The organism is Caulobacter sp. Root487D2Y (assembly GCF_001427165.1).
In the GTDB taxonomy this organism is placed as follows: domain Bacteria; phylum Pseudomonadota; class Alphaproteobacteria; order Caulobacterales; family Caulobacteraceae; genus Caulobacter.
In genome coordinates, this window is the sequence record NZ_LMFD01000012.1 from 326,011 (window position 1) to 346,312 (window position 20,302).

At 66.1% G+C, this 20,302-nt stretch carries 19 protein-coding genes; 8 read left to right on the plus strand and 11 right to left on the minus strand.

The window, feature by feature from the left end:
- Positions 1-49 precede the first annotated feature (49 nt).
- The 4 genes from ASD38_RS18750 to ASD38_RS18765 form a co-directional block, all read right to left on the minus strand.
- A complete protein-coding gene (locus ASD38_RS18750) occupies positions 50-424 on the minus strand; it encodes a DUF2958 domain-containing protein (protein WP_056462356.1) in 375 nt (124 codons plus the stop codon).
- On the minus strand, positions 421-1,431 hold the full coding sequence (locus tag ASD38_RS18755) for an ArdC family protein (protein ID WP_082554894.1): 1,011 nt from the start codon (positions 1,429-1,431) through the stop codon (positions 421-423). Before ASD38_RS18755 ends, ASD38_RS18750 begins: the two co-directional genes overlap by 4 nt.
- A 282-nt stretch (positions 1,432-1,713) precedes the next feature.
- Positions 1,714-2,100, minus strand: coding sequence for a helix-turn-helix domain-containing protein (locus ASD38_RS18760; protein ID WP_056462359.1), 387 nt, complete (start codon positions 2,098-2,100; stop codon positions 1,714-1,716).
- A 199-nt stretch (positions 2,101-2,299) separates the two neighbouring features.
- The gene (locus tag ASD38_RS18765) at positions 2,300-2,836 is read right to left on the minus strand and encodes a DUF2939 domain-containing protein (protein WP_056462361.1); all 537 of its coding nucleotides are present in this window, start codon (positions 2,834-2,836) and stop codon (positions 2,300-2,302) included.
- Between the two features lie 350 nt (positions 2,837-3,186).
- Here ASD38_RS18765 and ASD38_RS18770 point away from each other — a divergent pair, with 350 nt between their 5' ends.
- The 3 genes from ASD38_RS18770 to ASD38_RS18780 are packed head-to-tail and all read left to right on the plus strand — an operon-like array spanning position 3,187 to position 4,000.
- Positions 3,187-3,396: a hypothetical protein gene (locus ASD38_RS18770; protein ID WP_235523884.1), complete on the plus strand. Its 210-nt coding sequence runs from the start codon at positions 3,187-3,189 to the stop codon at positions 3,394-3,396.
- On the plus strand, positions 3,389-3,784 hold the full coding sequence (locus tag ASD38_RS18775; RefSeq protein WP_056462367.1) for a hypothetical protein: 396 nt from the start codon (positions 3,389-3,391) through the stop codon (positions 3,782-3,784). Before ASD38_RS18770 ends, ASD38_RS18775 begins: the two co-directional genes overlap by 8 nt.
- 3 nt (positions 3,785-3,787) lie before the next feature.
- Complete coding sequence (locus ASD38_RS18780; protein ID WP_056462370.1) at positions 3,788-4,000, plus strand: hypothetical protein; 213 nt, start codon at positions 3,788-3,790, stop codon at positions 3,998-4,000.
- Between the two features lie 2 nt (positions 4,001-4,002).
- On the opposite strand, the gene ASD38_RS18785 is transcribed toward ASD38_RS18780, so the two are convergent.
- Both ASD38_RS18785 and ASD38_RS18790 read right to left on the minus strand, forming a co-directional pair.
- A complete protein-coding gene (locus ASD38_RS18785) occupies positions 4,003-4,224 on the minus strand; it encodes a hypothetical protein (protein ID WP_056446362.1) in 222 nt (73 codons plus the stop codon).
- A 60-nt stretch (positions 4,225-4,284) separates the two neighbouring features.
- Positions 4,285-4,551 carry a hypothetical protein gene (locus ASD38_RS18790; protein ID WP_056446358.1) on the minus strand — a complete coding sequence of 89 codons (267 nt, stop codon included), beginning with the start codon at positions 4,549-4,551 and terminating at the stop codon, positions 4,285-4,287.
- 74 nt (positions 4,552-4,625) lie between these two features.
- On the opposite strand from ASD38_RS18790, the gene ASD38_RS24030 reads away from it, so the two are divergent.
- From ASD38_RS24030 to ASD38_RS23475, 4 genes are all read left to right on the plus strand, one after another.
- The gene (locus tag ASD38_RS24030) at positions 4,626-4,814 is read left to right on the plus strand and encodes a hypothetical protein (protein WP_156390778.1); all 189 of its coding nucleotides are present in this window, start codon (positions 4,626-4,628) and stop codon (positions 4,812-4,814) included.
- A complete protein-coding gene (locus tag ASD38_RS18795) occupies positions 4,814-5,428 on the plus strand; it encodes an SOS response-associated peptidase family protein (RefSeq protein WP_056446355.1) in 615 nt (204 codons plus the stop codon). Before ASD38_RS24030 ends, ASD38_RS18795 begins: the two co-directional genes overlap by 1 nt.
- A gap of 4 nt (positions 5,429-5,432) precedes the next feature.
- Entirely contained in the window at positions 5,433-6,461 is a 1,029-nt protein-coding gene (locus ASD38_RS18800) for a DNA/RNA non-specific endonuclease (protein ID WP_082560794.1), read from the plus strand.
- A 191-nt stretch (positions 6,462-6,652) separates the two neighbouring features.
- The gene (locus ASD38_RS23475; protein ID WP_162250266.1) at positions 6,653-7,660 is read left to right on the plus strand and encodes a S1/P1 nuclease; all 1,008 of its coding nucleotides are present in this window, start codon (positions 6,653-6,655) and stop codon (positions 7,658-7,660) included.
- 371 nt (positions 7,661-8,031) lie between these two features.
- Here the strand turns inward: ASD38_RS23475 and ASD38_RS18810 are convergent, their stop codons facing one another.
- Complete coding sequence (locus ASD38_RS18810) at positions 8,032-8,352, minus strand: hypothetical protein (protein ID WP_056462376.1); 321 nt, start codon at positions 8,350-8,352, stop codon at positions 8,032-8,034.
- A gap of 14 nt (positions 8,353-8,366) precedes the next feature.
- A complete protein-coding gene (locus tag ASD38_RS18815; RefSeq protein WP_082554890.1) occupies positions 8,367-12,341 on the minus strand; it encodes an RHS repeat domain-containing protein in 3,975 nt (1,324 codons plus the stop codon).
- Between the two features lie 169 nt (positions 12,342-12,510).
- On the opposite strand from ASD38_RS18815, the gene ASD38_RS18820 reads away from it, so the two are divergent.
- The gene (locus ASD38_RS18820; RefSeq protein WP_056446344.1) at positions 12,511-12,960 is read left to right on the plus strand and encodes an RHS repeat domain-containing protein; all 450 of its coding nucleotides are present in this window, start codon (positions 12,511-12,513) and stop codon (positions 12,958-12,960) included.
- Between the two features lie 778 nt (positions 12,961-13,738).
- Here the strand turns inward: ASD38_RS18820 and ASD38_RS18825 are convergent.
- The 3 genes from ASD38_RS18825 to ASD38_RS18835 all read right to left on the minus strand — a co-directional run bounded on the left by ASD38_RS18825 (position 13,739) and on the right by ASD38_RS18835 (position 20,262).
- On the minus strand, positions 13,739-15,100 hold the full coding sequence (locus ASD38_RS18825) for an alpha/beta hydrolase (RefSeq protein ID WP_442857056.1): 1,362 nt from the start codon (positions 15,098-15,100) through the stop codon (positions 13,739-13,741).
- A gap of 168 nt (positions 15,101-15,268) precedes the next feature.
- Positions 15,269-17,305, minus strand: a complete 2,037-nt coding sequence (locus ASD38_RS18830) for a tetratricopeptide repeat protein (RefSeq protein WP_056462379.1) — start codon at positions 17,303-17,305, stop codon at positions 15,269-15,271.
- A gap of 116 nt (positions 17,306-17,421) precedes the next feature.
- Positions 17,422-20,262 carry a M16 family metallopeptidase gene (locus ASD38_RS18835; protein WP_082560798.1) on the minus strand — a complete coding sequence of 947 codons (2,841 nt, stop codon included), beginning with the start codon at positions 20,260-20,262 and terminating at the stop codon, positions 17,422-17,424.
- Positions 20,263-20,302 lie beyond the last annotated feature (40 nt).

A 20,302-nucleotide genomic window follows, 5' to 3' on the forward strand; every position in this document is an offset into this window, starting at 1 on the left:
GGCTTGCCCCGGCGCGCGGAATTTCAGGGTCTGGATCGGGCGACTGGGATCATGACGCGCCGCCTTCGCGACGGGCGATGACCCGCAGCAGCGTCTCGGCGGCGCAGATCGAACCGGCGCGACGCGTCGCGGCGGTCCAGACCGACAGCGGCAGGCCCGTCGAAAAATGGAGATCGCGCTCGATGGTCAGGCCGAACGGCAAACGCACGGCCTGGATTTCGGCGAGACTGAACGACCCCAGTTCCGGCTCGCCCAGGTCCGCGAGACCGAACAGGGTGTCGCCGTCCGCGTCCATTTCGGTGACGAGCCAGCGGCCCGGACCGAGCGGATTGAAGAACTTGACCACCGGGACGTGGTCGGTCTCGACCTCGGCGGCGCCGTTGATCAGCAGCAAGGCGCGAAGGGTTGGCGGCAGCAGGATCATGCGACCAACTCCCGCTCCAGGACCTCGGCCGCCTTCGGACCGGTCGTGACGGACGACGCCCGCGAACCGAAGGCCAGCAGCAAGTCGGCGGCCTTGGAGGCCTGTGAGGCGGCGCGGAAGATGGCCCGGTTGTCCTCGCGCACGACCTCCAGCCACGAGGCCAGATAGTCGGCGTGCCGAACGGTGGGGACGATGCCCAGGCTGGCGCAGAGGAAGGCCGCGCCCATTTCGGCGACCAGTTCCTCGCGGGCATAGGCCTTGCCGCCCCGCACGCCCGACTGGTCGCGGTCCAGGCGCGAGCCGTGCCCGGTCCAGTGCGACAGTTCGTGAAAGGCGGTGCGGTAATAGTTGATCTGGTCGTGAAAGGCCGGTTGCGGCGGCACCTGCACGAGGTCCTGGGCCGGAGAATAGAAGGCCTTGGTTCCGCCGATCCGGAAATCGGCGCCCGTGGCGGCGATCAGCGCCTCGGCGCGCGGGACAACCTGCCGCTCGGGGAGCGGCGCGGGTTCGGGATCGACGTCCTCCAGGCCCTCGCACTGGGCGAGATTGAAGACGGTGAAGCGCTTGAGGAACGCCACCTTGCCCGGTTCCTCGCCGTCGCGCGCGGCGCGCTCCAGCTCCTCGCGCGGCGTGAAGCGGTCGGCATAGACCACGGTCGCGCCGCGTTCGCCCTTGCGCACGCAGCCCCCGGCGGCCTGGGCTTGGCGGAAGGTCAGCCAGCCTTGCGAGGGATAGCCGTTCTCGATGACGGCGCCCCAGAGGAGCAGGATGTTGACGCCCGAATACCGGCGCCCGGTGATCCCGTTGCGCGGCAAGGACAGCGCCGCGCCCCCTGCCCGCCCCCAGGGCTGGACCCAGGGCAGACGCCCGGCCTCCAGCTGGGCGATGATCTTGCGGGTGACCTCGTCATAGAGGCTGACGACATCGGTCTTGGCGCCCGCCCGTCGGGAGGGCGAGGCGGCGGACGTTTGGCGCTGGCCTTTGCGGCGTTGACCGGTGGGGCGCATGAGGATGCTCCTTCACCGCCCCAAAACCCCACATCCTTTCCCCGGAAAGGGGGGTGGGCGGCGAAGAAGCCGGTTAGGCCCGCCGCAAGGGCGGGCGGCACCCGAAGGGGCCGAAACGTAAGTGGAGGAGACGGCCGAAGGCCGGCTTGCCGCCGGCCCGGGCGGGCCTATGCCGGCGCGCCGCCCACCCCGCTTTCAGGGGAAAGGCCCTTCAGGAAAGTCATCGCGCGAAGCGCGATGTCCGCTTGGTCGGCGCCATGGCTCAAGCGGCGCGCGGCGATGTCAGGACGCGGCCATCACCTGGGCCAGATCGACAAGAACGCGGCGCTGGTCCGCCGACAGGTTTCGATAGGCCTTCACCAGTTCGGCCGAGCCGTTCAGGACCAGGAAATCGCCGAACTCGGAGAGGATCGACGGATCCGCCCCAGCCTCCTCCAGGTCGCTGAAAAAGCTCCCGGCCGGCACGCCAAGGGCCTGGGCGATCGCGAAGAGCTTGGACGCGCTGACGCGGTTGCTGCCGACCTCGTACTTCTGCACCTGCTGGAAGGTCACGCCGATCGCCGGCGCCAGGTCATGCTGTGACACGCCGATCGCACGCCGCCGGGCCCGGATCATCTTGCCGACATGCACGTCGATCGGGTCGGGGGCCTCCGCGGGCGGCTTGGACATCGGCGAGCTCCACATTCAGCCATTTGATAATGCACGACCGGCCCCGGTGCGTCGCGCCAGCCGGGCCTGACGGTGCTCCTCCCCAGGTCCGGGTCGCGGCGCCGGCCTCCGATCGCCGCGGCGTCGGCGGCGACGGCCTCGCGTACGGTTCCCGGCGGGCCGCCCGCGACGCAAGGGCGCACCAGCGGCCCAGGCCGCGCTAGTCCTCCAGGAAATCCGGCGGCAGGTCGATGCGGTTCAACTTCCAGGAAAACAGGCCCTGCCGGCGAAAGATGAGCTGGATCTTCTTGCCGCCGTCATCCCCGGCGGGCGCGCCGACCCGAAAGCGGTCGAGCGTCACGTAGCCGGCGTCCTTGGGCAGGCCGAAAACAGGCTTACGGTCGGACGGCGTCTGGGTCTTGGCCAACAGACGCGTCAGGCCCTCGGGGGTCACCAGCGCGTTGACGGCCTTGTCGGCCATCAGGGGAATCAAGGCCAGGCCCAGACCCGCGAAGGGATTGGACTGCATCTCCGGATCCTCCTGAAACTTGGTCATGAAGGTCGCGGTAAGCTCGGCCTTCAAGTGCTCGCGAACGGCCGGGAAATCGACGCGCTCCTCAAGACCGTCCTTGTCGCCGGCCCGAGCCGCGTTCACCAGGCCCACGACGGCGATGTAGGGCGACGCCAAATAGCCGCCGACAAGCAGCACGATCGCGCCCGCGGCCGCCGCGCCCCAGGTTTTCATGCGCTTGTTCACGCCCCGCCCTCCCCTTTTTGGCTATCGAACAAGCTTGGCTTTACGCACTCAGATTGTCCATCGCCTCGGGGCCATGTGATCGGCGACCAGCGGTAGCTTCCCCCCGGCGCTCGTGATCGATCACCGCGAGGCAGACACGCGCCGGCCGCCGCCCTTCGCCCGCCACCTGCAAGCGGACATTCAGTCAGATTCCACCTCAAGCCGATTGACTCTCACGCCATCCAGAATGAGAACATTAGCGGAACATCGAGAACCGCCAAATGTCACCCCCACGTGCCCCTCAGCGCGCGACACTGCACGCCCCTAAGCCGCCCCGGGTCTACCGCCGCGACGTCAAAAGGCTCACGCGCGTGCGCCTGTACGCCGACCCTGAGAGCAAGACGCTGTTCTTCACCACACCTGGCGGCGGCTCGGGAAACTCGCGATCGACGTTCATCGCCCCGGATAACGTCCCGCCCTTCGAAGGCGAGGAAGCGTGGTTCGAGATGGAGTTGGTCGAGGGCAAGCCGTGGTCGTTCTGGCGCGCCGTGCGCCAAGTGGAGCCGCCGGCCGATGCCTGAGCCTAGCGACAGCGATCGCCGCAAGGCCGCGATGCTGGCGCCAGACGTCGCCGCGACGCTGCTGATCGATTGTGTCGAGCTGGGCTACGACGTCCGGTTCAAGTGCCAATACTGCGGCATGGCGCGCACCTGGGGCCGGCGCGACATGCTCGGCCAGCGCCTGCGTTCCCGCCTGGCTTGGTCGATGGCGCGCCTCCAGCGCGCCGTGAGTTGCCCGGTGCGGACCTGCGGCGGCCCCATGCCGATCCTGCATCTGATGGCGGGCGGCTATCACGACGGCTTTGACCGCGGCGATGCGGCGCGTCGGCGATCGTGGCTGGTCGAGACGCTGCTGGACGCTGGGATCGCGCCGGGCGAGGTCGGCCTCGCCTCGACGCCTCGCGGGTGACGCATGGCGGTCATCTGGCCCACCCTGCAGCGGATCAAATCGCCGCTGACGATCACCTGCCGGCGATGCGGAAACCAGCAGATCTGGTCGCGCGAGAAGGCGATCGTGAACCTGGGCGGCGACACCCAACCCCACACCATCCGGATCAAGCTGCGGTGCAGCCGATGCGGCGCGCGCGGGCAAGACGGCTGGATCGACACCGACGCGAGGATGTAGATCTAGGACGACCAGGGCCTCAGCGCCCAGGCCGCAAACACCCCGCCCGCGGTGAACCCCGCAAGTCCGGCGACCAGGCTGCCGATAAACGGCAACTGGGCCAAGGCGAGCATGATCAGCGCGCCGGCCACGAACGTGCAGAGGAGCCATGCCAGCCAAGGCAGGACCTTGCGTTCGATCGGGCCCAGAGGCTGCTCGCCGCCATCGGGATAGTTGTTGGCCATGGACACGTCCTCCCCGCCACAAGGTGCGCAAGGTCCAAGACAACAACAACGGTTTTTGTCTCAAAGCCTCTCGGGCGGCGCGGTCAAATCCTCGAACTCGTCATGACCCAGCGCCATCGCCTCGGCGCGCGACAACACTTGATCCTCGAAAGCCCGCGAAACCCAGATCCGCACACCGCGATATCGGATGCCGCGCAGGGGACTGACGCAGCGCGCACCGAAATCACTCGGCATGCGGCACCAGGTGTCGGCCGACAGCCTGATCAAGCCGGGGCCGCCCTCGTCAGCATGGAGATCGATCAGCTTGTCGATGTCGTCAGGGGTCATGGACGGGGCATAGCTGAGTCGGCAAAGCCTCGCCCGACTAGTCGGCCGAACAGCGTTCGCCTAGGTTCCAGGAGATGAACGACGGCACGAAAAAGCCAGATCGGCCACCCGATGAGGAGCGCCACGGGAAAGGCGCTCCAGACGCGGGCGTCGGCGTGCTCGCCGAGGAGGCCTACTACGCTGAACTGTTCGTCGACGCGGCTGGACACCCGATCCATGCCCCGAGGGGGTGGTGGCATCTGAAGCTCTGGAAGGGTCCGTGATGTGCAACCTTTACAGCCTCAAGACCGGCGACCTCTTCGCCACCTGGAACAAGGTGCTGAAGCTGCCCGTGGTCTGGGAAGGTCGGGCGTCGAACTTCGAGCCGCGCCCGGAGATCAGAATGACGGAGATGGCGCCGATCGTGCGGCATGTCGGCGACAAGGCCATGGTCTCGATGACCCAGTGGGCCTGGCCTGGGCCCAAGGGGCCGGTGTTCAACTACCAGTCCGACGGTCGAGACTTCGCAAAAAGCGACCGCGTGCTGATCCCCGCCGACGCCTTCTATGAGTTCACCGACAAGCTGCCGGGGCAGAAACGCAAGACGCGGTGGAGATTCACGATGGTGGACAACCCGCTGTTCTGGATCGCCGGCGTCGTCAAGCATGGCTGCTGGACCATGCTGACGACCGAGCCCGGTGCGGACATCAAGCCCTATCATGACCGTCAGATCGTCCTGTTGTCAGCCGAGGACGGGCGAGATTGGCTGGACCTCACGCGGCCCCAGTCGCAGATGCTGACCGCCGCGCCGGCGGGCACGCTCAGCGTCGTGCGCGACTTCCCGCCCCTCCTGGACGAGGCGCCCGATCCGGCGCCCAGCGGACAAGGTAAAGGTTGAGACGATGATGAAACTGATCTGCATGCTGGCGATCACCCTCGCCCTTGGAGGGGCGGCAAGCGCCGCGGACTTTCCGTGCGGCGGCGCGACGACGTCGCCATTCCCCGCGCTGGCGCCGAACGATCACGATCATGGCCGCTATGCGCCGCAGGCCGCGGGCCTGAGGAAGACGTTCACGGCCTATCAGTCCGTCTTCGACGACGCCGATGACGACGACGGGGACGGGCGCGCCGATCTTCGCTTCAATCCCGAATACGTCGCCTATGAGCTTCGCGGCGTGGGGCCCAACGCCGCCGGCGACTATCCTGAGCCCGCGATTTCAATCCAGCGCCCGAGCCGCTGGTACAACTCGGTGGAGTTCGCGCCCCTTCTGGCCGCTGTCCCCGGCGTCACCGCCAAGGGGCTGGATGAGTCCTACGCCGGGCTGGGGAGCGTGTGGAACCGCGGCCACCTGGCGATGAGCGATCACGCCCAGCGCATCAGCGCTGAAGCCGCCTGCAACACCCATCAGTTTTGGAACGCCTCGCCCCAGGCCCAGGACCTCAACCAAGGCCCGTGGCGATTTCTGGAGACCTATTCGGCCGCCGCGGCCAACAAGTATCGCAGCGTCTGGATCGTCACCGGCCCGATCTTCGATCCGGCGACCCCGAAGCTGACGATCGGCGATGCGGGCGAAGCCCCGGTCGAAATTCCCGACGGCTTTTTCAAGATCCTCCTCCATGAAGGCCCCTCAGGCGTCGAGACCCTGGCGTTCATCTACGAACAGCCCAACGCCCTGGACGCGGCCGGCCGTCCAACGCCCAGCGCCCAATGGGTCAATTGCAACAAAGCCAAAAGCCTGCACCATCGCTACGACCCCAAGCCCCAGTTGGTGTCCATCGCTCAGATCGAGCTTCGCACCGGGCTGCGCTTTTTCGTGGGGCGGCCGGATCGCGAACATCTGACCGCCCGGGCCGCCGATCACCTTTGGCCCGTCGAGACGCGCTATTGGGACGCCCCGTCGGCCTGCGCCGGGCAGCGCGGCGTTCCCTAAGCTCGGAGAAGTGTTGGCCTGGCCGTCATGACCGAGATGCGCCAGAAACAGACCTTGGGCCACGAGCCACAAGCAGACGTTCGAGCCGCCGGCCCAAGGCTCGCCGTGGACCTCGATGCATCTTGAGGGCGCGCTGGTCGAATCAACAAGACAAGGTAGTGTCGCGTTTCGCGGTTCTGGGGAGGGCAAGCGTGACCCAAGTTCGTAAAGCTATTTTCGCCGGCGTGATCGCTCTGGGGGCCGGTCTTGGCTCGAGCGCCCTGGCCTGGCATGGGCAAGGTCATATGATGACCGCCAAGGTGGCTTGGGATCAGATGGCGCCGGGAGCCCGCTGCCGGGCGGTCAAGCTGCTCAAAACCCACCAAGACGCCTATGGCGATCAGTTGAACGCCTTGGGCCCGAACCGTGGCGACGAGGCCCTGTTCGTCAGCGCCGCGACCTGGCCCGACCGGATCAAGCAGGACAAGACCCACTATATCAATGACGGCGAGGAGCCGACGGGCGCTCAGGCCGGTGACAATGTCGGCTTCTCCGATCGGTACATGCACAAATACTGGCACTATGCGGACTACCCGGTGCCGGCCAGGCCGGCGGCCAATCTGCCGCCGCCCATCAATGCGCGCGAGCGCATCGAACTGTTCGCCAAGACCCTGGCCTCGACGGCGTCCGACGATGTGAAGTCCTACGACCTGGTCTGGCTGATCCACCTGGTGGGCGATGTCCATCAGCCCCTGCACGCGGCCACCCAGGTCAGCGGGGCGTTCAACGGCGGCAAGGACGACGGCGGCAACGGCGTCCTCCTCAGCTGGAAGACCAAGGCCGACTGGAGCGATCCGACCTATTATCCAGCCTCCAAATACCTGCCCGCCAATCTCCATTCCTACTGGGACGGCGCGCCGGGAGACGACAGCGCCAGCCTGGCCACTGCGGCCGATCTGGGGGCCGGCTTGCCCCTCGCCGACCAGGACAAGGCCATGGTGATCCATGTCCAGACCTGGCTCGACGAGAGCCATGATCTGGCGGACCGTCTGGTCTACGCCTCGCCGATCAAGCGCGGTCAGAAGGGGCCGTTTTACTTGACGCCAACCTATGCCGAGCGCGCGGTGCGGACCACGCGCGATCAGGTCTCGCTGGGCGGCGCGCGCCTTGCCCGCCTGCTCAACCAGGCCCTGACCTATGACGAGCCCGGCTGCCCTTGAACGGCCTTGAGCCCGCGCCAGGCGGGGCGGCCGGTATAAGGACCGCTCGCCGCCGGCTGGGCGGTCCGGCGGCGTGACGACCTGGGCCTTCTTCTGTCTTCGTGCGATCCCGGTTCGGAAACGCCGCGGCCTCCAACCTCCCCGGCGGCTCAGCCAGAGAGATCCTTGTCGCCTGCCAACCAAAGCCATTGTCGCTGGACGCCAAGGCTTCGCCGCCGCCACAAGGAGTCCAAAAGCGCTTGTCGCCGATGGGCTCGTTCAGCCGTAGCTTTTTCGGCTTCCAGGCGGACCGCGCAGCGCCAATCGCCAATATCGGCCGACCCTCAATGACCGAGCCTTCGTTCCCGCCATCACCTGGCTACGATGACCCGTCAAAAATACTCATCTTTCGATATCATCACGGAATAGACCGCATCGATATCGACATAGTCATGGCAAGGTCGGTTTTCTTTCGACAGATATTCGCACTTTCTGATCAAATCGGATTTAACGTCTTCGCTGAGCGCAAGGCAGACACCGAAGCTCCCAACCGCGCTGTCAGATAAGCGCACATCAGCTCCATCAATCGCATCGAATTCCAAGAAGACGCTGCCGGACAGCCTCGCGATGAATTCTGCCACTTCACGCGCCCGCAACATCACAAATATGATGTTGGTGTAAAGTCCGGTATCGACGAAGTACTCTATTTTCACAGCGCCGCTCTCTATCAGATAACGAGGTTGGGCATATTTCCCCAGGGAATATTTTGCCACCCCGCGTTTGGATTGCCCGGCGGCTTATAGTCCCAATGTGGATTATGGTACTTGCTGGTCCCCGGATCCCAACGCCACTCCCCGCCATCAGGGTCATAGAGACTTCTTCCGCCCTTCTGCACCTCCGAAGGCCGGCTTGCGGGACCTACGCGGAAAGGACCCTTGGTGGGAGGCTGCACCCCTCTCGGCGGCAGGCCTCGGCCAACACCCGGCAGCTCGCCATATTTGGTGTACTGCTCGACGAGTGCTTCCTCCAACGGCGTCAGGGGCACAAGTTCTTCGGGGATTCCGAACAATGGCGACGAAAACTGGGCCAAGGTCAGGTTCGGTTCAGGCATGCTGACGCAGCTGGTCGATGTCGTACCGAGGGTCGCGGTAAAGCTGCCGTCACTGTTTTGCACGAAACTGCCCGGATTCTGCTGGGCAAAGCAGACGTCCGCCAACCCGCTTGGATCGGTTCGATTGACCGGATCATTGCCGACATAGGCGTACCAGTTGAGACCGTCGTCGTAGCCGATGGGGTCGGTCTGGAGGAACCGGCCCAGATTGGGCGAGTAGGCGCGAGCCTTGTAGTGGTACAGGCCGATCTCCGGCATCCAGACTTGGCCGGTATATTCGAAACGACCGCTGTTGGCGGGACCGGCGCCGAACTCGTCGTAGGTGTTGATGGAAAGCACGGCGCCGGCGTTGTCGGTGGTGGCGACGACAGAGCCGCGCTCGTCGGCGACGAACCATCGCCGGGCCGCCGCCGGCGGCGTGGCGCTGGCGCTCTCGTACCAGACGAGCGGCTCGTCCTCGCCCGGACCGAAGACGTATCGACGGATCAGTCCGCCGCTGGCGTTGTATTCCGAGATCAGGTTGTCGCCATCATAGCCAAACCGCGTGGTCGCCGGCCCAACCACCCGCTCCAGCCTGCCGATCGGATCATAGGTCAGCGCGCCGCTCACCCCGCCGCCCGAAGCGCTTATCAGGCGGTTGTCTGCGTCGTAGCCGTAAGTGGTTCCCGCGCCGTCGGCGGTGAGATTGCCCTTGTCATAGCTCAACGAAACCGCGCCCGAGATCGTGACCTGGTTCAGGCCGTTGAGGGTGTAGGCGCGATCCACGACGCCCGGCGCGGGCGCGGCATAGGCGCTATTGGTCGCCGTTCGGCTGGTGATGCGTCCGGCCGCGTCGCGGCCGAAGGTCAAGGTCTGATTGCTGGCGGTGTTGGGGAAGGCGTGGCTCAGCGAGGTCAGGCGCGAGGCGGCGTCGTAGACGCTGGTCGTGTTGACCCCGTTGGCCCGGGCCAGCATCCGCCTTTGCCCCCGGTCGTCATAGTTGAACGCGGCCAGGATGGCGCCGGAGCTCTCATAGATGCTTTGAAGCCTCCCGCCGGCGTCATAGTAGTAATTGACTCCGAAGCCGTCGCTCCATTGCAGCGAAACACGCCGCCCGGCCAAGTCGTAGCCGGTGTAGGTCGGAACCCAGACGCTGTTTCTGTAATCGTAGGTGACGGAGGGACGGCCCAGGCCGTCATAGTAATTCGCGATCACCTGCTCGGCCGACGCGCCGGAATAGGTGAAGGTCGGACGGCCAAGGTTGTCGTAATAGTACCAGCCCTTGGGGTCGTCGCGGAACGTCAGGCGATTGAGGGCGTCGTAGGTGTAGTTGGTGACCTGTCCCCGGCGCGTTTCCTGGGTGACGTTCGAGGCCGGGTCGTAGACGTTCTGGGTGAAGTCGCTCGTGGAGCTGCCGCCGCCTGAAGGGTTGGGATAGCGCGTCTTGGCCAGACGGTCGAAGCCGTCATAGTCGTAAGTCGTAAGATTGCCCTTGCCGTCGGCCACGGATGCGACGAGCCCGTTGTTCGTATAGACCGTGACCTCGTTGCTCACCCCCGCCGCGCCGAACCCGCGCGACAAAGTGGTGACCCGATCGGCCGCGTCGTAGGTCGACTTGGTGATCTGGTCGTTCGCCGCGTCCAGAACACAGGCCCCCGGCGGCGAAGCGTTGGCCGGGTTCATGCGGACGACGGTGCAATCCAGGCGATTGGCCGCGTCGTAGCTATACTGGGTGAGCGCATAGGCCGTCCCGCCCGCCGTGACCGTGGTCTTCACCACGCGATCCACCGCGTCATAGGCCGTGGCCTGCTGCTGCAGCGACACGAAACCGGACCAGTCCGCGTCGGCCTGGGTGGCGACGGTTCCTTGCTCGATCTGACCGACGCGGCCCGCCGAATAGGTCGTGCGCGAGGCGGGGTATTTGGTTTGGCCCAGATAGTTGGTCAGCGCCGGCCGGACCACGCCCACCACGCGTCGCGAAGCATCGTAGCGGTAGCGTATGGTATCGCCCGCGCCCGCCAGGGGACCATCGACGGTCAACACATTGCCGGCCGTGTCGTAGGTCATCGTCGTCGTGGCGGCGATCAAGCCGTCGCCCGACGCTTTGGTCGTCGACGTCGGCAGCAAGGTGTTGGAGCCGGCATAGGAAACAATGGTCTTGGACTCGTCGCTCCCGCCCGCGCAGGACGCCGTGGTGACGCAGGTCGACGTGCTGGTCAGCCGCCACACCGATCCGGCCTGAACGAGCGTTCCTGCGCTGTCCTTGGCGTAGCTCGGCAACAGGCTGTAACCGTAACGCGTCTGCGGCCTGACGCCATTGTCACCGGCCGGCGCGGTGACCGTCAGCACGCCGCCGTGACTGGCGTCGTAGGTGTAGTCGGTGCGCGCGCCGCGAGGGTCGATGACATAGTTGGGCTGATTGCAGGTCTTGGGATTGAGGCAAACACTGTCGAAGGACGCCGATATGACGACATCGGCTGGCGCGCCGGGGGTTTTGGAGACTTCCCGACGCTCGGTCAGATTGCCGCGCGTGTCGTAGGCGTACTGGACGTAGTTGCCTTCCGGCTGCGTGACGCGATCAACCCGAAATGAAGAATCGTAGTGAAAGGTCTTGGTGTGACCAACCCCGTCGGTGTCCGTAAGCACCAGGGCGTAAGCGATGGACGAGGTCAGAACGCGCGTATGCCCCAGCGGATCGACGACGGTCGCGGTTCGCGTGTCGCCGCTGTCCACATAGGAATAGTTCCAGGTCGCCGAGCCGTTGCTGACCGACGTGACCCGCCGCATGCCGTCGCGCGCATAGGTCTTGGTCGCGCCGGAGGCTGCGTGGATGGTCAGGTTGGACGATCCCGTCGAGGTGTAGGTCAAAAGACTGTCGATCGGATTGACCGGCGCGCTCGGAGAGCAGGTTCCGGTGGGATTGCAGATGTCGACGGCCATGTTGATGGCTGTCGGCGTCTGCCACGGATCGCGGATCTGGTAGCCAAGGCTGCTGACCACCGACAGCAGCCCGTGGGCGAGCACGTTGGTGCAGCCTTGACCGTTCGGCATGCAAAGATTGTAGGCGTAGTAGTTGAAGGTGATCACTTCGCCAGACGGACGGGTGATGGTGCTGACGCGTCCGCTGTCGGCCTTGGACGTGAAGGCGCTGGCCAGGGATTTGAGGAAGACGGCGACGGCGCCGTCCTTCATCACGTAGGTGAAGCTGGTGCTGTCGTAAGACAGCGTCGCGCCCTTGCCGTTCGGCGCGGTGATCCCGGGTCCGGAAACGTAGAACTGTTCCGACTTGCCCCCCAGGCTCACCAGATAGACGCCGCCGCCGCCCAGGAAGTTGACCGTGCCCGTCAGGTTGTCGCTTTCGCCGGCCCCGACGAAAGTGCGCGATAGGGTCATCCCCGCGTCAGGCGCGCCGATCGTGAGGATGGTTTGGGGCGCGACGATATAGCCGCTGAGCAGATCCACGCCGTTAGCGTCCACGAAGGTGTGGACGGGCGGCGGCGGCGCGGAGGTTTGCGCCCTGGCAGCTGGAGGCAAAAGGGTCAGGCTCAGCGTGACGCCGATCAGGAACCCAGCCCGCGCCCAAACGCCCGCGACGTGCGCGCTAAGTCCCATCAACTCCCCCCCGGGGTTTTCTGTCTCGACCTCAGCCTACGGTAGCGCTAGCGTACGCGTCAACGTTGTAGTTTGTTCGAGAACAACGACGATAGGGGGAACCATGTCACGAGGTGTTCTGCTCGGCGCGGCCGCATGCTGCCTGTTGTGGTCCGCGACCCAAGGGGCGTTGGCGCAAGCCAATGCGACGTTCAGCTATGACGCTCAAGGCCGGCTGGCGGGCGTGGCTTATACGTCGGGTGTTCAGACCGCCTACACCTACGACGCCGCCGCTAACCGCACCCGCGTGCAGGTCACCAATGGCGCGCCGCCCGCGACCAACCAGGCGCCGACTTGCGCCAACAGGTCGATCAATATCGGTTCGATCCCAAATGGCGGCGCCGGCGTCTCCCTGACCCTTCAGCCGATCACCCTAAGCCCGGCCTGCACCGATCCCGACGGCGATGCGCTGACGCTGGTTTCGCTCACGGGGTTCACCAACGCCGCGACGGGCACCCTCTCCGGGGCCAATGCGACCATCAACAACGTCAGGGCCCCCGGCGCCAGCTTCACCTACGCCGTGTCGGACGGACATGGCCACACGATCTATCCGACCTTCACCATCATACGATCGTCGTAACGTCGGGCGGCACGGTGGGGACGCCAGAAACGGCGGCCGCGGGCGCTGGTTGTTTTGGGGCGTCGCCTTGAGACTGCGCCGCCCGCGGCGTTGGCGCCCAAGGTCGAGTTGCTCCGACGTCTCCAGGGCGTCGTCCAGGTCGATCCCGATTCGGCGCTCGGCGCTCCCCAGTTACGCGCGCCGCTAGCGCCAGGCAAAGCCGGCCTTAGACGATGATCGCAGCAGGGACGCGCGCTAAAGTGTGGAGGCGGGATCGCGAAGACGGACCGCAGGCGCGGTTCGGGAGGTTCGCAATGCTCGTCCGCGCCGTAGCCCTTGTCGCGCTTCTGGCTGGCGCGCCGCTCGCGGCGGCGGCCGAGACGCCGCGCGCGATCGCCGGCGGCCCGGCGAGGGTTGCGCTCTGGCCGCGGGGCGCGCCCGGCGCCGAGCGGCGGTCCAACGCTCAAGATCGTGGTGATCGGCGCCGCCGGGGCGGGCGCACTCACACCGCCGTTGTTGGCCGATCGTACAGTCTTGTATGGTGGACGAGCCTTGACCGTGCGGTTCTAAAGCCGGGCCATCCTGGGGAATGGGCGCATTGCCCGCACCGCCTGCCCGCACTTCCACGCCCGTACACTGCCGGACCGCGCCAATTGCTGCCGTTGGCATGGCTCCAGGAACGCGACATTCAGAGCAGGCGCGTCTGCACTCGGACCGCGTTAGAGTTGGTTCGTTGATACGCTAGAGGTCGATCTGCTCGGACATCTCCAGCGCGTCATCGACCTCGATGCCACCGAACTCAACCGCCCCGACGAGGAGCAAGGATGCCAATCGTGTGCAGCCACTGCTCGACCAGTTGTGGCCAGTGATCGACGGGCAGGTTCTTCGGACGTAGGCCGAAGGCGTGACCGCCTTGCGCGTAGCTGTGCAGCTCGACGGGTACGCCGGCCTTCTTCAGGCCCATATAATAGCTGAGCGCGTCCTCGACCTGGTCCACGTGGTCATCCTCGTTCTGCAACAGGAACGTCGGTGGAGTCCTGGCCGTGATGTGGCTTGCGATGACCGGATTGAGCGCGATGCTGTTGTCGGCCATGGCCAGGTGGCCGGGATAGAGGGCGATAGCAAAGTCCGACCGGCTACTCACGTTGTCCGCCGCGTCCACGGGCGCGTAGAGGTGCGCGTCGAACCAAGTGCTGGCTTCAGCGACTAGGAATCCGCCGGCCGAGAACCCGATCACGCCCACCTTGCGCGGGTCGATACGATATTCGGCGGCGTGAGTGCGCACCAGCCGCAGAGTCCGCTGGACGTCCTGCAGCGAGGGCCGCGAGAGCGCCTTGTTGTGCGGGCGGCACTTGCATCGCCAGTCGTAGGGGACGCTTGGCACGCGATATTTCAGCAGGACGCAGGTGATCCCGCGCGAGGTCAGCCAGTCGCAGATTTCCGTGCCTTCGAGGTCCATGGCCAGGATCTGGAATCCGCCGCCCGGGATCACCACGACCGCCGCCCCGGTATTTTGCCCGCTCGGCGCGTATACCGTCATCGTGGGCCGCGTGACGTTGGCGATGGCCATGTCCTTCACGGTTTCCGGTCCGGGCATAACCGGCTGGTCGGGCGGCGTTCCTGGCCAGATTGGTGTCTGGACGTGGCCGGCCGAAGGCTGCCAGACCTGGGACCTAGCGGCTGCGTTTGCCGCGGGGGCGATCGCAACGACGGCTGCCACGAACGCACTCAAGCCGGCGGCGAACCTGCCGCAGCGTCCCTGAAAATCCCTCATGTGCGAATGCTCCCTGGACCGCTTTGAAGGGACGATCGCCTGTCTCAATCGCACCCTGCAAAGGATAAGATCGCAGGCAAAGCATGAGGAAAATTTGGGGCTGATCCGATACGCGCCGCGATCCCACTGAGTGCGCTGCGCGCTTTCGAGGCGGCCGCGCGCCACCTGTCGTTTACCCGTGCCGCCGACGAGCTCTGCGTGAGCCAGACGGCAATCAGCCATCAGGTGAAGGGGCTGTAGCAGCGGCTGGGTGTGGCTATCTTCCGGCGGTCCAACCGCGGACTGAAATTGACCGACGAAGGTGTTGCGCTGGCGCCCCCACTGTTCGAGGCCTTCAGCACGATCGATCGGATAACGACGGCAGCTTCCGCGGCGGCGTCGCGCCATGAGCTGCCCTTGGTCCCGCTCCAGAAACACGACCTTCAAACCGGTTTGTGGGGCTCCGCCTATGACACCGCGACGCAGGGCATCTCGGCAGCCGAGAAGCGGAGGCCTAGATCGCCATGAAGGTGGATTGCGGCCTCGGTTATGGCCTGTAGCTAGGACTTCGCGGCCTTAGCTCCCGTCTAGGCGATCGGCGGCGGCGGTGTCAGCCTTGGCACCGAGGGCATCCCCGAGTGCCTCCTTCACCTCGGCGCGCCAGCGCAGCGCGTCGATATAGGCCGGATCCGCTACCAGGGACGCTTCTAGTTCCTCCAGCGCTCGCCGCTGATCCCCCAGTAGGAAATAGACACGCCCCTTGCGGGCCAGGGACATGCTGTCGCCGGGCGAAAGGCGTAGGGATGCGTTGAGATCGCGAATGGCCCGGTCGAAGCGGTCCTGGGCGATAAAGACGTTGGCGCGATTGTAGTAGGCGGGTTCGAAGTCTGGTTCCACCGCGATGGCCTGGTCGTAGTCAGCAAGGGCGGCGTCGTAGCGCTCGGCGTCGGCGTTCGCCAAGCCGCGGTTGTTCAACACGAAGCCGGACTTCGGCGCCAGCTTCACCGCGGCGTCTAGATCGGCCATGGCGGCCGTGTCCTGATCGTTCAGACGCAAAGTCGTGGCCCGGGCGACCAGCAGGTCGGTGTCGTCCGGCGACAGGGCCAGGGCCCTGCCATAATCGGCTATCGCGTCACGCGGGCGCCCGGCGCGGCGCTGCAGTCGCGCCCTGGCCGTCCAGGCGTCGACCTTCTTGTCGTCCAGCTTCAGGGCTTGGTCGTATTCGCGCTTGGCGTCGCCGTCCTGCCCCAGTCCCGCCAGGGCGTCGCCCAGCGACACGTGCAAATCGGCGCGCTTGGGCGCCTGGGCGATGGCCGCGCGATACGCCTCCACGGCATGAGGCCAGTCTTCTCGATCGCTATAGGTAATGGCCTTGTTGATCTTGGCCGCAAGGTTGGCGGGATCAATCGCCAGGGCCGCGTCATAGGCCTTCAGCTCCTCATCGCCGCCCTTCAGATAGCTCAGTTCGATGCCGATATTGTTCTGGGCGTCGGGGTCCTTAGGATCCAGTTCGGCCGACTTGCGGAAATCGGCCAGGGCCGCCTGGTGGTTTCCCGCGGTCGAATACAGCTGGCCGCGATTGTAGTAGGCGGCGGAGTCCTTTGGATTGATGGCGATCGTCGCGCCGTAGGCCTCGAGGGCGCGGGCCGTATCCTTCGAGGCGCCCAGGATCATGGCCCGCTCGAACAAGGCGTCGGCGCTTTTCGGGTCCAGTTTTAAGGCTGCGTCCAGCGCCGCCAGCCCATCGTCGAAGTGCTCAAGTTGGCGCGACAGGGTCCCGATCGCGATCAGAGCGTTCAGCTGCTTGGGATCCAGGGCGACGACCTGGCGATAAGCGGCGACGGCGTCTTCCTTGCGATCGAGCGCCTCCAGCGCCTTGCCGCGCATGAAATGGGCGCGCATCAGTTTCGGGTCCAGGCGCGCGGCCTCGTCGGCGTCGCGCAGCGCGCCGGCCTTGTCGCCCATGTCCCGCTTGAGTCCCGAACGGTAGGTCAACGCGTAGCCGTCGGCTGGATCGGCCTTAACCGCCTCGTCATAGGCCTTCAGGGCCTCCTTCGGCCGTTCCTGATATTCCAGGGCTAATCCGATCTGCGTCTGGATCGCCGCATCGCCTGGTGCCAAGGCCAGGGCGGCGCGCAGATCGCTTTCCGCACCCGCGGCGTCGGCGTCCAGGCGCAGGTCGGCGCGCTGGATAAAGGTGCGGACCGATTGAGGGTCGATCGACAGGGCCGCGTCGTAGTCGACCCGGGCGCCGGCGGGATCGTTCCTGAACCATTGCCTGGCGCGGCCCCGATACAGCAGGGCCGCCGCATTGCGCGGCTGGGACTTCAGCACCGCCTCGAAGTCGGCGACCGCTTCGTCGACACGCTCCTGGTCCAACCGCGCCACCCCGCGGGCCAAGCGGGCCTCGGCGTCGTCCGGCGCCAGCTTTAGCGCGGCCTCGGCATCCTGCTCGGCCTCGACGTTGCGATCTAGCCGCCACTTGGCCAGGCTGCGGGCGGTCAGGACCCGGACGTGCTGGCCCGGGTCGGTCACCCCCGCCGCGAGCGCCTGGTCGCAGCCGGCGATGACCTTCTGCCGATCGACCTTGGCGCCATAGGTGTCGGCGGCCAAGCACGCGGTTGTCGGATCGGCCGCAATCGCCGGCGTCCCGGCCTTGACGACTGCTGCCGTAGCGGTCGAGGCCATCAACAAGGCCAAGCCGGCAGATCGCAGGTGAGCAACGCGGATCATTGTCCAACTCTCTGGGCGAAGCCCGCCGGATAGGCCACGCCCACGATGGGCTCTCGTGCCAGCCACTTGCCGGCCGCGGCACGAACGTCCTCGACGGTCACGGCCGACATTAGCGGCTCGTATTTCAGCGCTTCCTCCAGAACGGCCGGGTGCTGGAACGATCCTCCCATGGCGCCCGCCCACCAGGCGTTCGTCTCATGCTGGGCCCGGGCGGCGGCAAGGATCGGCTGACGCGCGTCCTCCAGCATCTGCGGGGTGATGTCGCCGGCCTGAAGCTGAGCGGCGACCGTGCGAGTCTCGGCGACGATCGCGTCGATATCCTTGGGACTGGCGTCAATGGCGACCCGCAGCACGCCTTGGTCGCCAAAATCGGGCCCATTCGTGAAGACCTGGGGCATGTAGGTCTTGCCCAACTCCTCGCGAACCCGGCGACGCAGAGCGGTGTCGAACACCGCAGCCAGCAGTTTTAGGGTGTATTCCTCGGGCCGGCGCTCGGGCGTTGACACGTAGAGCGGCCACGATAGTTGGGCGGCGGCCTTGTCGGGCTGTCCCCGGTGCTCGATGTGGATCGGGGTGACCGACGTTTCTGGATAGCGCAGGAACCCCGGCTGAACGCGTTCGCGCGCGGCCGTGGGCCGCGGTGGAAGGGCTCCGAAGGTCAGCGACGCCTCGCGAACCGCGCTGGCCTCGTCGATGTCGCCCACGATCGTCAGCTCGATCGGCGCCGTCGTCAGGATCGGCTTGAACACGCGTTCGATGTCGGAAGACCGAAGTCTGGCCATGACATCACGGGGCGGCGGATTACCGGGATAGTCGGGCGACACGGCCCGGGTGACCGCGATGTTCACCGCAGCCGCCGGCTCGGTCAGGAAGGTTCGATACGCCATGTCGATGGCGGTTGGCAGCCTGGCGTCCAGCGCGGGCCGGAAGCCGGGATCAGTCATGTATGCCGCCAGGACCTGAAGTTGCGTATCCAAGTCGTCTGAGAACGCCGTGGCGCGGATCGCGAAGCTTTGCGGTCCCATGCCGAGCCGGAACGTCCACGCCGCCCGGGCGTCGAACAGGCTCCGGAGATCCTCGATGCTGTTCTTGGCCAGGCCGCCGGCAACTACCAGCGACGTTCCTATCTCGGCGGCGGCATACTGGTTGTCGTCGACCTCGCGTCGTCCAGCGCCGAAGCTCAAGCGAACGTCGACCTTATTGAGTTCCAGTTTGGTCTGCTTGAAATTTAGAACGAGTCCATTTGCGAAGCGCAGGCGCGTGAAGCCAGGGTCGGCGATGGTGGTGCGTTCAACGACCTTTCCCGGCTTGCCGAACGCGGTGTAACTCCAGGTCGCCGTGGCGCGCTCGGCGTAGCGCGCCTGCGGCGTCTCGCCGGCCCCGCGTGTCCAGGCGGTCAGCAAGGCTTCGCGCGTCGCTGGCTTGGGGCCCGTCATCACCAGCAGCGGCGCCGGGCCTGACCAGTCGGCGGCGAAGCTGGCTTTGACGTCGTCGGGCGTCATGTCCTCAACCGCCAGATCATAGGCATAGAGCGCGTCGGCCGGGTTGGTGATCACATCGCCGACAAGGGCCTTGGTGGTGAGACTGTTGGCCAGCTCGGGCGAACCACGCGAGGTGCTGGTCAACACGGCGCCGCGCAACCGGGACCTGACGGTCTCCACCGCCTTCTCGGTCTCGGCCTCTCCCGGCCCGTCCTTGGAGAACCGGTCCATTTCGGTTTCGGCCGCGCGCAGGGCCTCGTCCCAGTCGTCTCCTGTTGGCATGACGATCAGGCAGACCCCGGCTAGGTCCCGCGCGTCGTTGCTCATCACCGCCGCGCCGAGCAGATGTTTGTCGTTGGCCGAGGTCACCTGGGCCAATCGCTGATTGAGGATGGTCTGCCAGGCCTGGGTGCGCACCTTGCGGCGCAGGCGCGCCACATCATCGACGCCCAAGGTCTCGCCGGGGCGAATGCGGCACGCGCTGAGCACCGTGGGCAGAGTCTCGCCCGCCACGGTGAAGGCGTCCTGCGGACGACCCGACGTAGGCTGCACCAGTTTGGCGCGGATCGGCTTTGGGCCACGGTCCGACCAACTGGAGAACGCGTTCTCGACCATCGCCTGCATCGTCTCGACGGGCAGGTCGCCGACCACGACGACTATCGCGTGCTCAGGACGATACCAGGCGTCGTAGAAGCGTTGGAGGTCCGCCCCCTTGGCCGCATCCAGGGTCGCCTGCGTACCGATAGGTTGGCGGTTGACCGAGCGCTGGCCACCGGCCTGGAACTTGGCGATGGCCTCCTGGGCCGACATCAGCGGGCTGCTGCGCGCCTCCATCTCCGCCAGCACGACGCCGCGCTCTCGGCTCACGGCGTCGTCGGCGAACACGATCCCGTCCGCCACATCGCGCAGCCATCCGAAGGCGCTCTTCAGCTGAGCCTGGTCCGGCTTGGGCATGTCGAGCTGGTAGGTGGTCGAGAACGTCGTGGTGACGGCGTTCTGGTCGCGCCCGAACGCCACGCCCCAAGGCGCAAACATTCGGTCAGTCCCACCGGTCGGGAAGCCGCGCGTTGACCGAAAGGCCATATGCTCGACGAAGTGGGCGAAACCCTTCTGGGCGTCAGCTTCCTCGTAACTGCCAACGTCGATCGCGAACCGCAGGGAGACCGCACCTGTGGGGTTGGCGTTGCGCATGATCAGGTAGCGCATCCCGTTCGGGAGGGTCCCCTGGCGCACGTTAGGATCGGGCGTCAAGGCAGCGTGATTGACCTTGATGGCCGCCGCCGGCTCGGCAGCCCGGCACATGGGACCAGCCACCATCACGCCAAGCGCCATCATCGCGCCCGCCCACTTGACCAAACCAGACAAACATCCCCCCCGCACGCTACTCAACTCGAGG

What these genes read in the sequence shown, in the direction of transcription:
- ASD38_RS18800 (WP_082560794.1), top strand. Translation starts at nt 5,433, where the DNA reads ATGATGAAACTGATCTGCATGCTGGCGATCACCCTCGCCCTTGGAGGG.
- ASD38_RS18815 (WP_082554890.1), bottom strand. Translation starts at nt 12,341, where the DNA reads ATGGGACTTAGCGCGCACGTCGCGGGCGTTTGGGCGCGGGCTGGGTTC.
- ASD38_RS24030 (WP_156390778.1), top strand. Translation starts at nt 4,626, where the DNA reads ATGAACGACGGCACGAAAAAGCCAGATCGGCCACCCGATGAGGAGCGC.
- ASD38_RS18755 (WP_082554894.1), bottom strand. Translation starts at nt 1,431, where the DNA reads ATGCGCCCCACCGGTCAACGCCGCAAAGGCCAGCGCCAAACGTCCGCC.
- ASD38_RS18750 (WP_056462356.1), bottom strand. Translation starts at nt 424, where the DNA reads ATGATCCTGCTGCCGCCAACCCTTCGCGCCTTGCTGCTGATCAACGGC.
- ASD38_RS18795 (WP_056446355.1), top strand. Translation starts at nt 4,814, where the DNA reads ATGTGCAACCTTTACAGCCTCAAGACCGGCGACCTCTTCGCCACCTGG.
- ASD38_RS18790 (WP_056446358.1), bottom strand. Translation starts at nt 4,551, where the DNA reads ATGACCCCTGACGACATCGACAAGCTGATCGATCTCCATGCTGACGAG.
- ASD38_RS18780 (WP_056462370.1), top strand. Translation starts at nt 3,788, where the DNA reads ATGGCGGTCATCTGGCCCACCCTGCAGCGGATCAAATCGCCGCTGACG.
- ASD38_RS18760 (WP_056462359.1), bottom strand. Translation starts at nt 2,100, where the DNA reads ATGTCCAAGCCGCCCGCGGAGGCCCCCGACCCGATCGACGTGCATGTC.
- ASD38_RS18785 (WP_056446362.1), bottom strand. Translation starts at nt 4,224, where the DNA reads ATGGCCAACAACTATCCCGATGGCGGCGAGCAGCCTCTGGGCCCGATC.
- ASD38_RS18775 (WP_056462367.1), top strand. Translation starts at nt 3,389, where the DNA reads ATGCCTGAGCCTAGCGACAGCGATCGCCGCAAGGCCGCGATGCTGGCG.
- ASD38_RS18825 (WP_442857056.1), bottom strand. Translation starts at nt 15,100, where the DNA reads ATGGCGCGACGCCGCCGCGGAAGCTGCCGTCGTTATCCGATCGATCGT.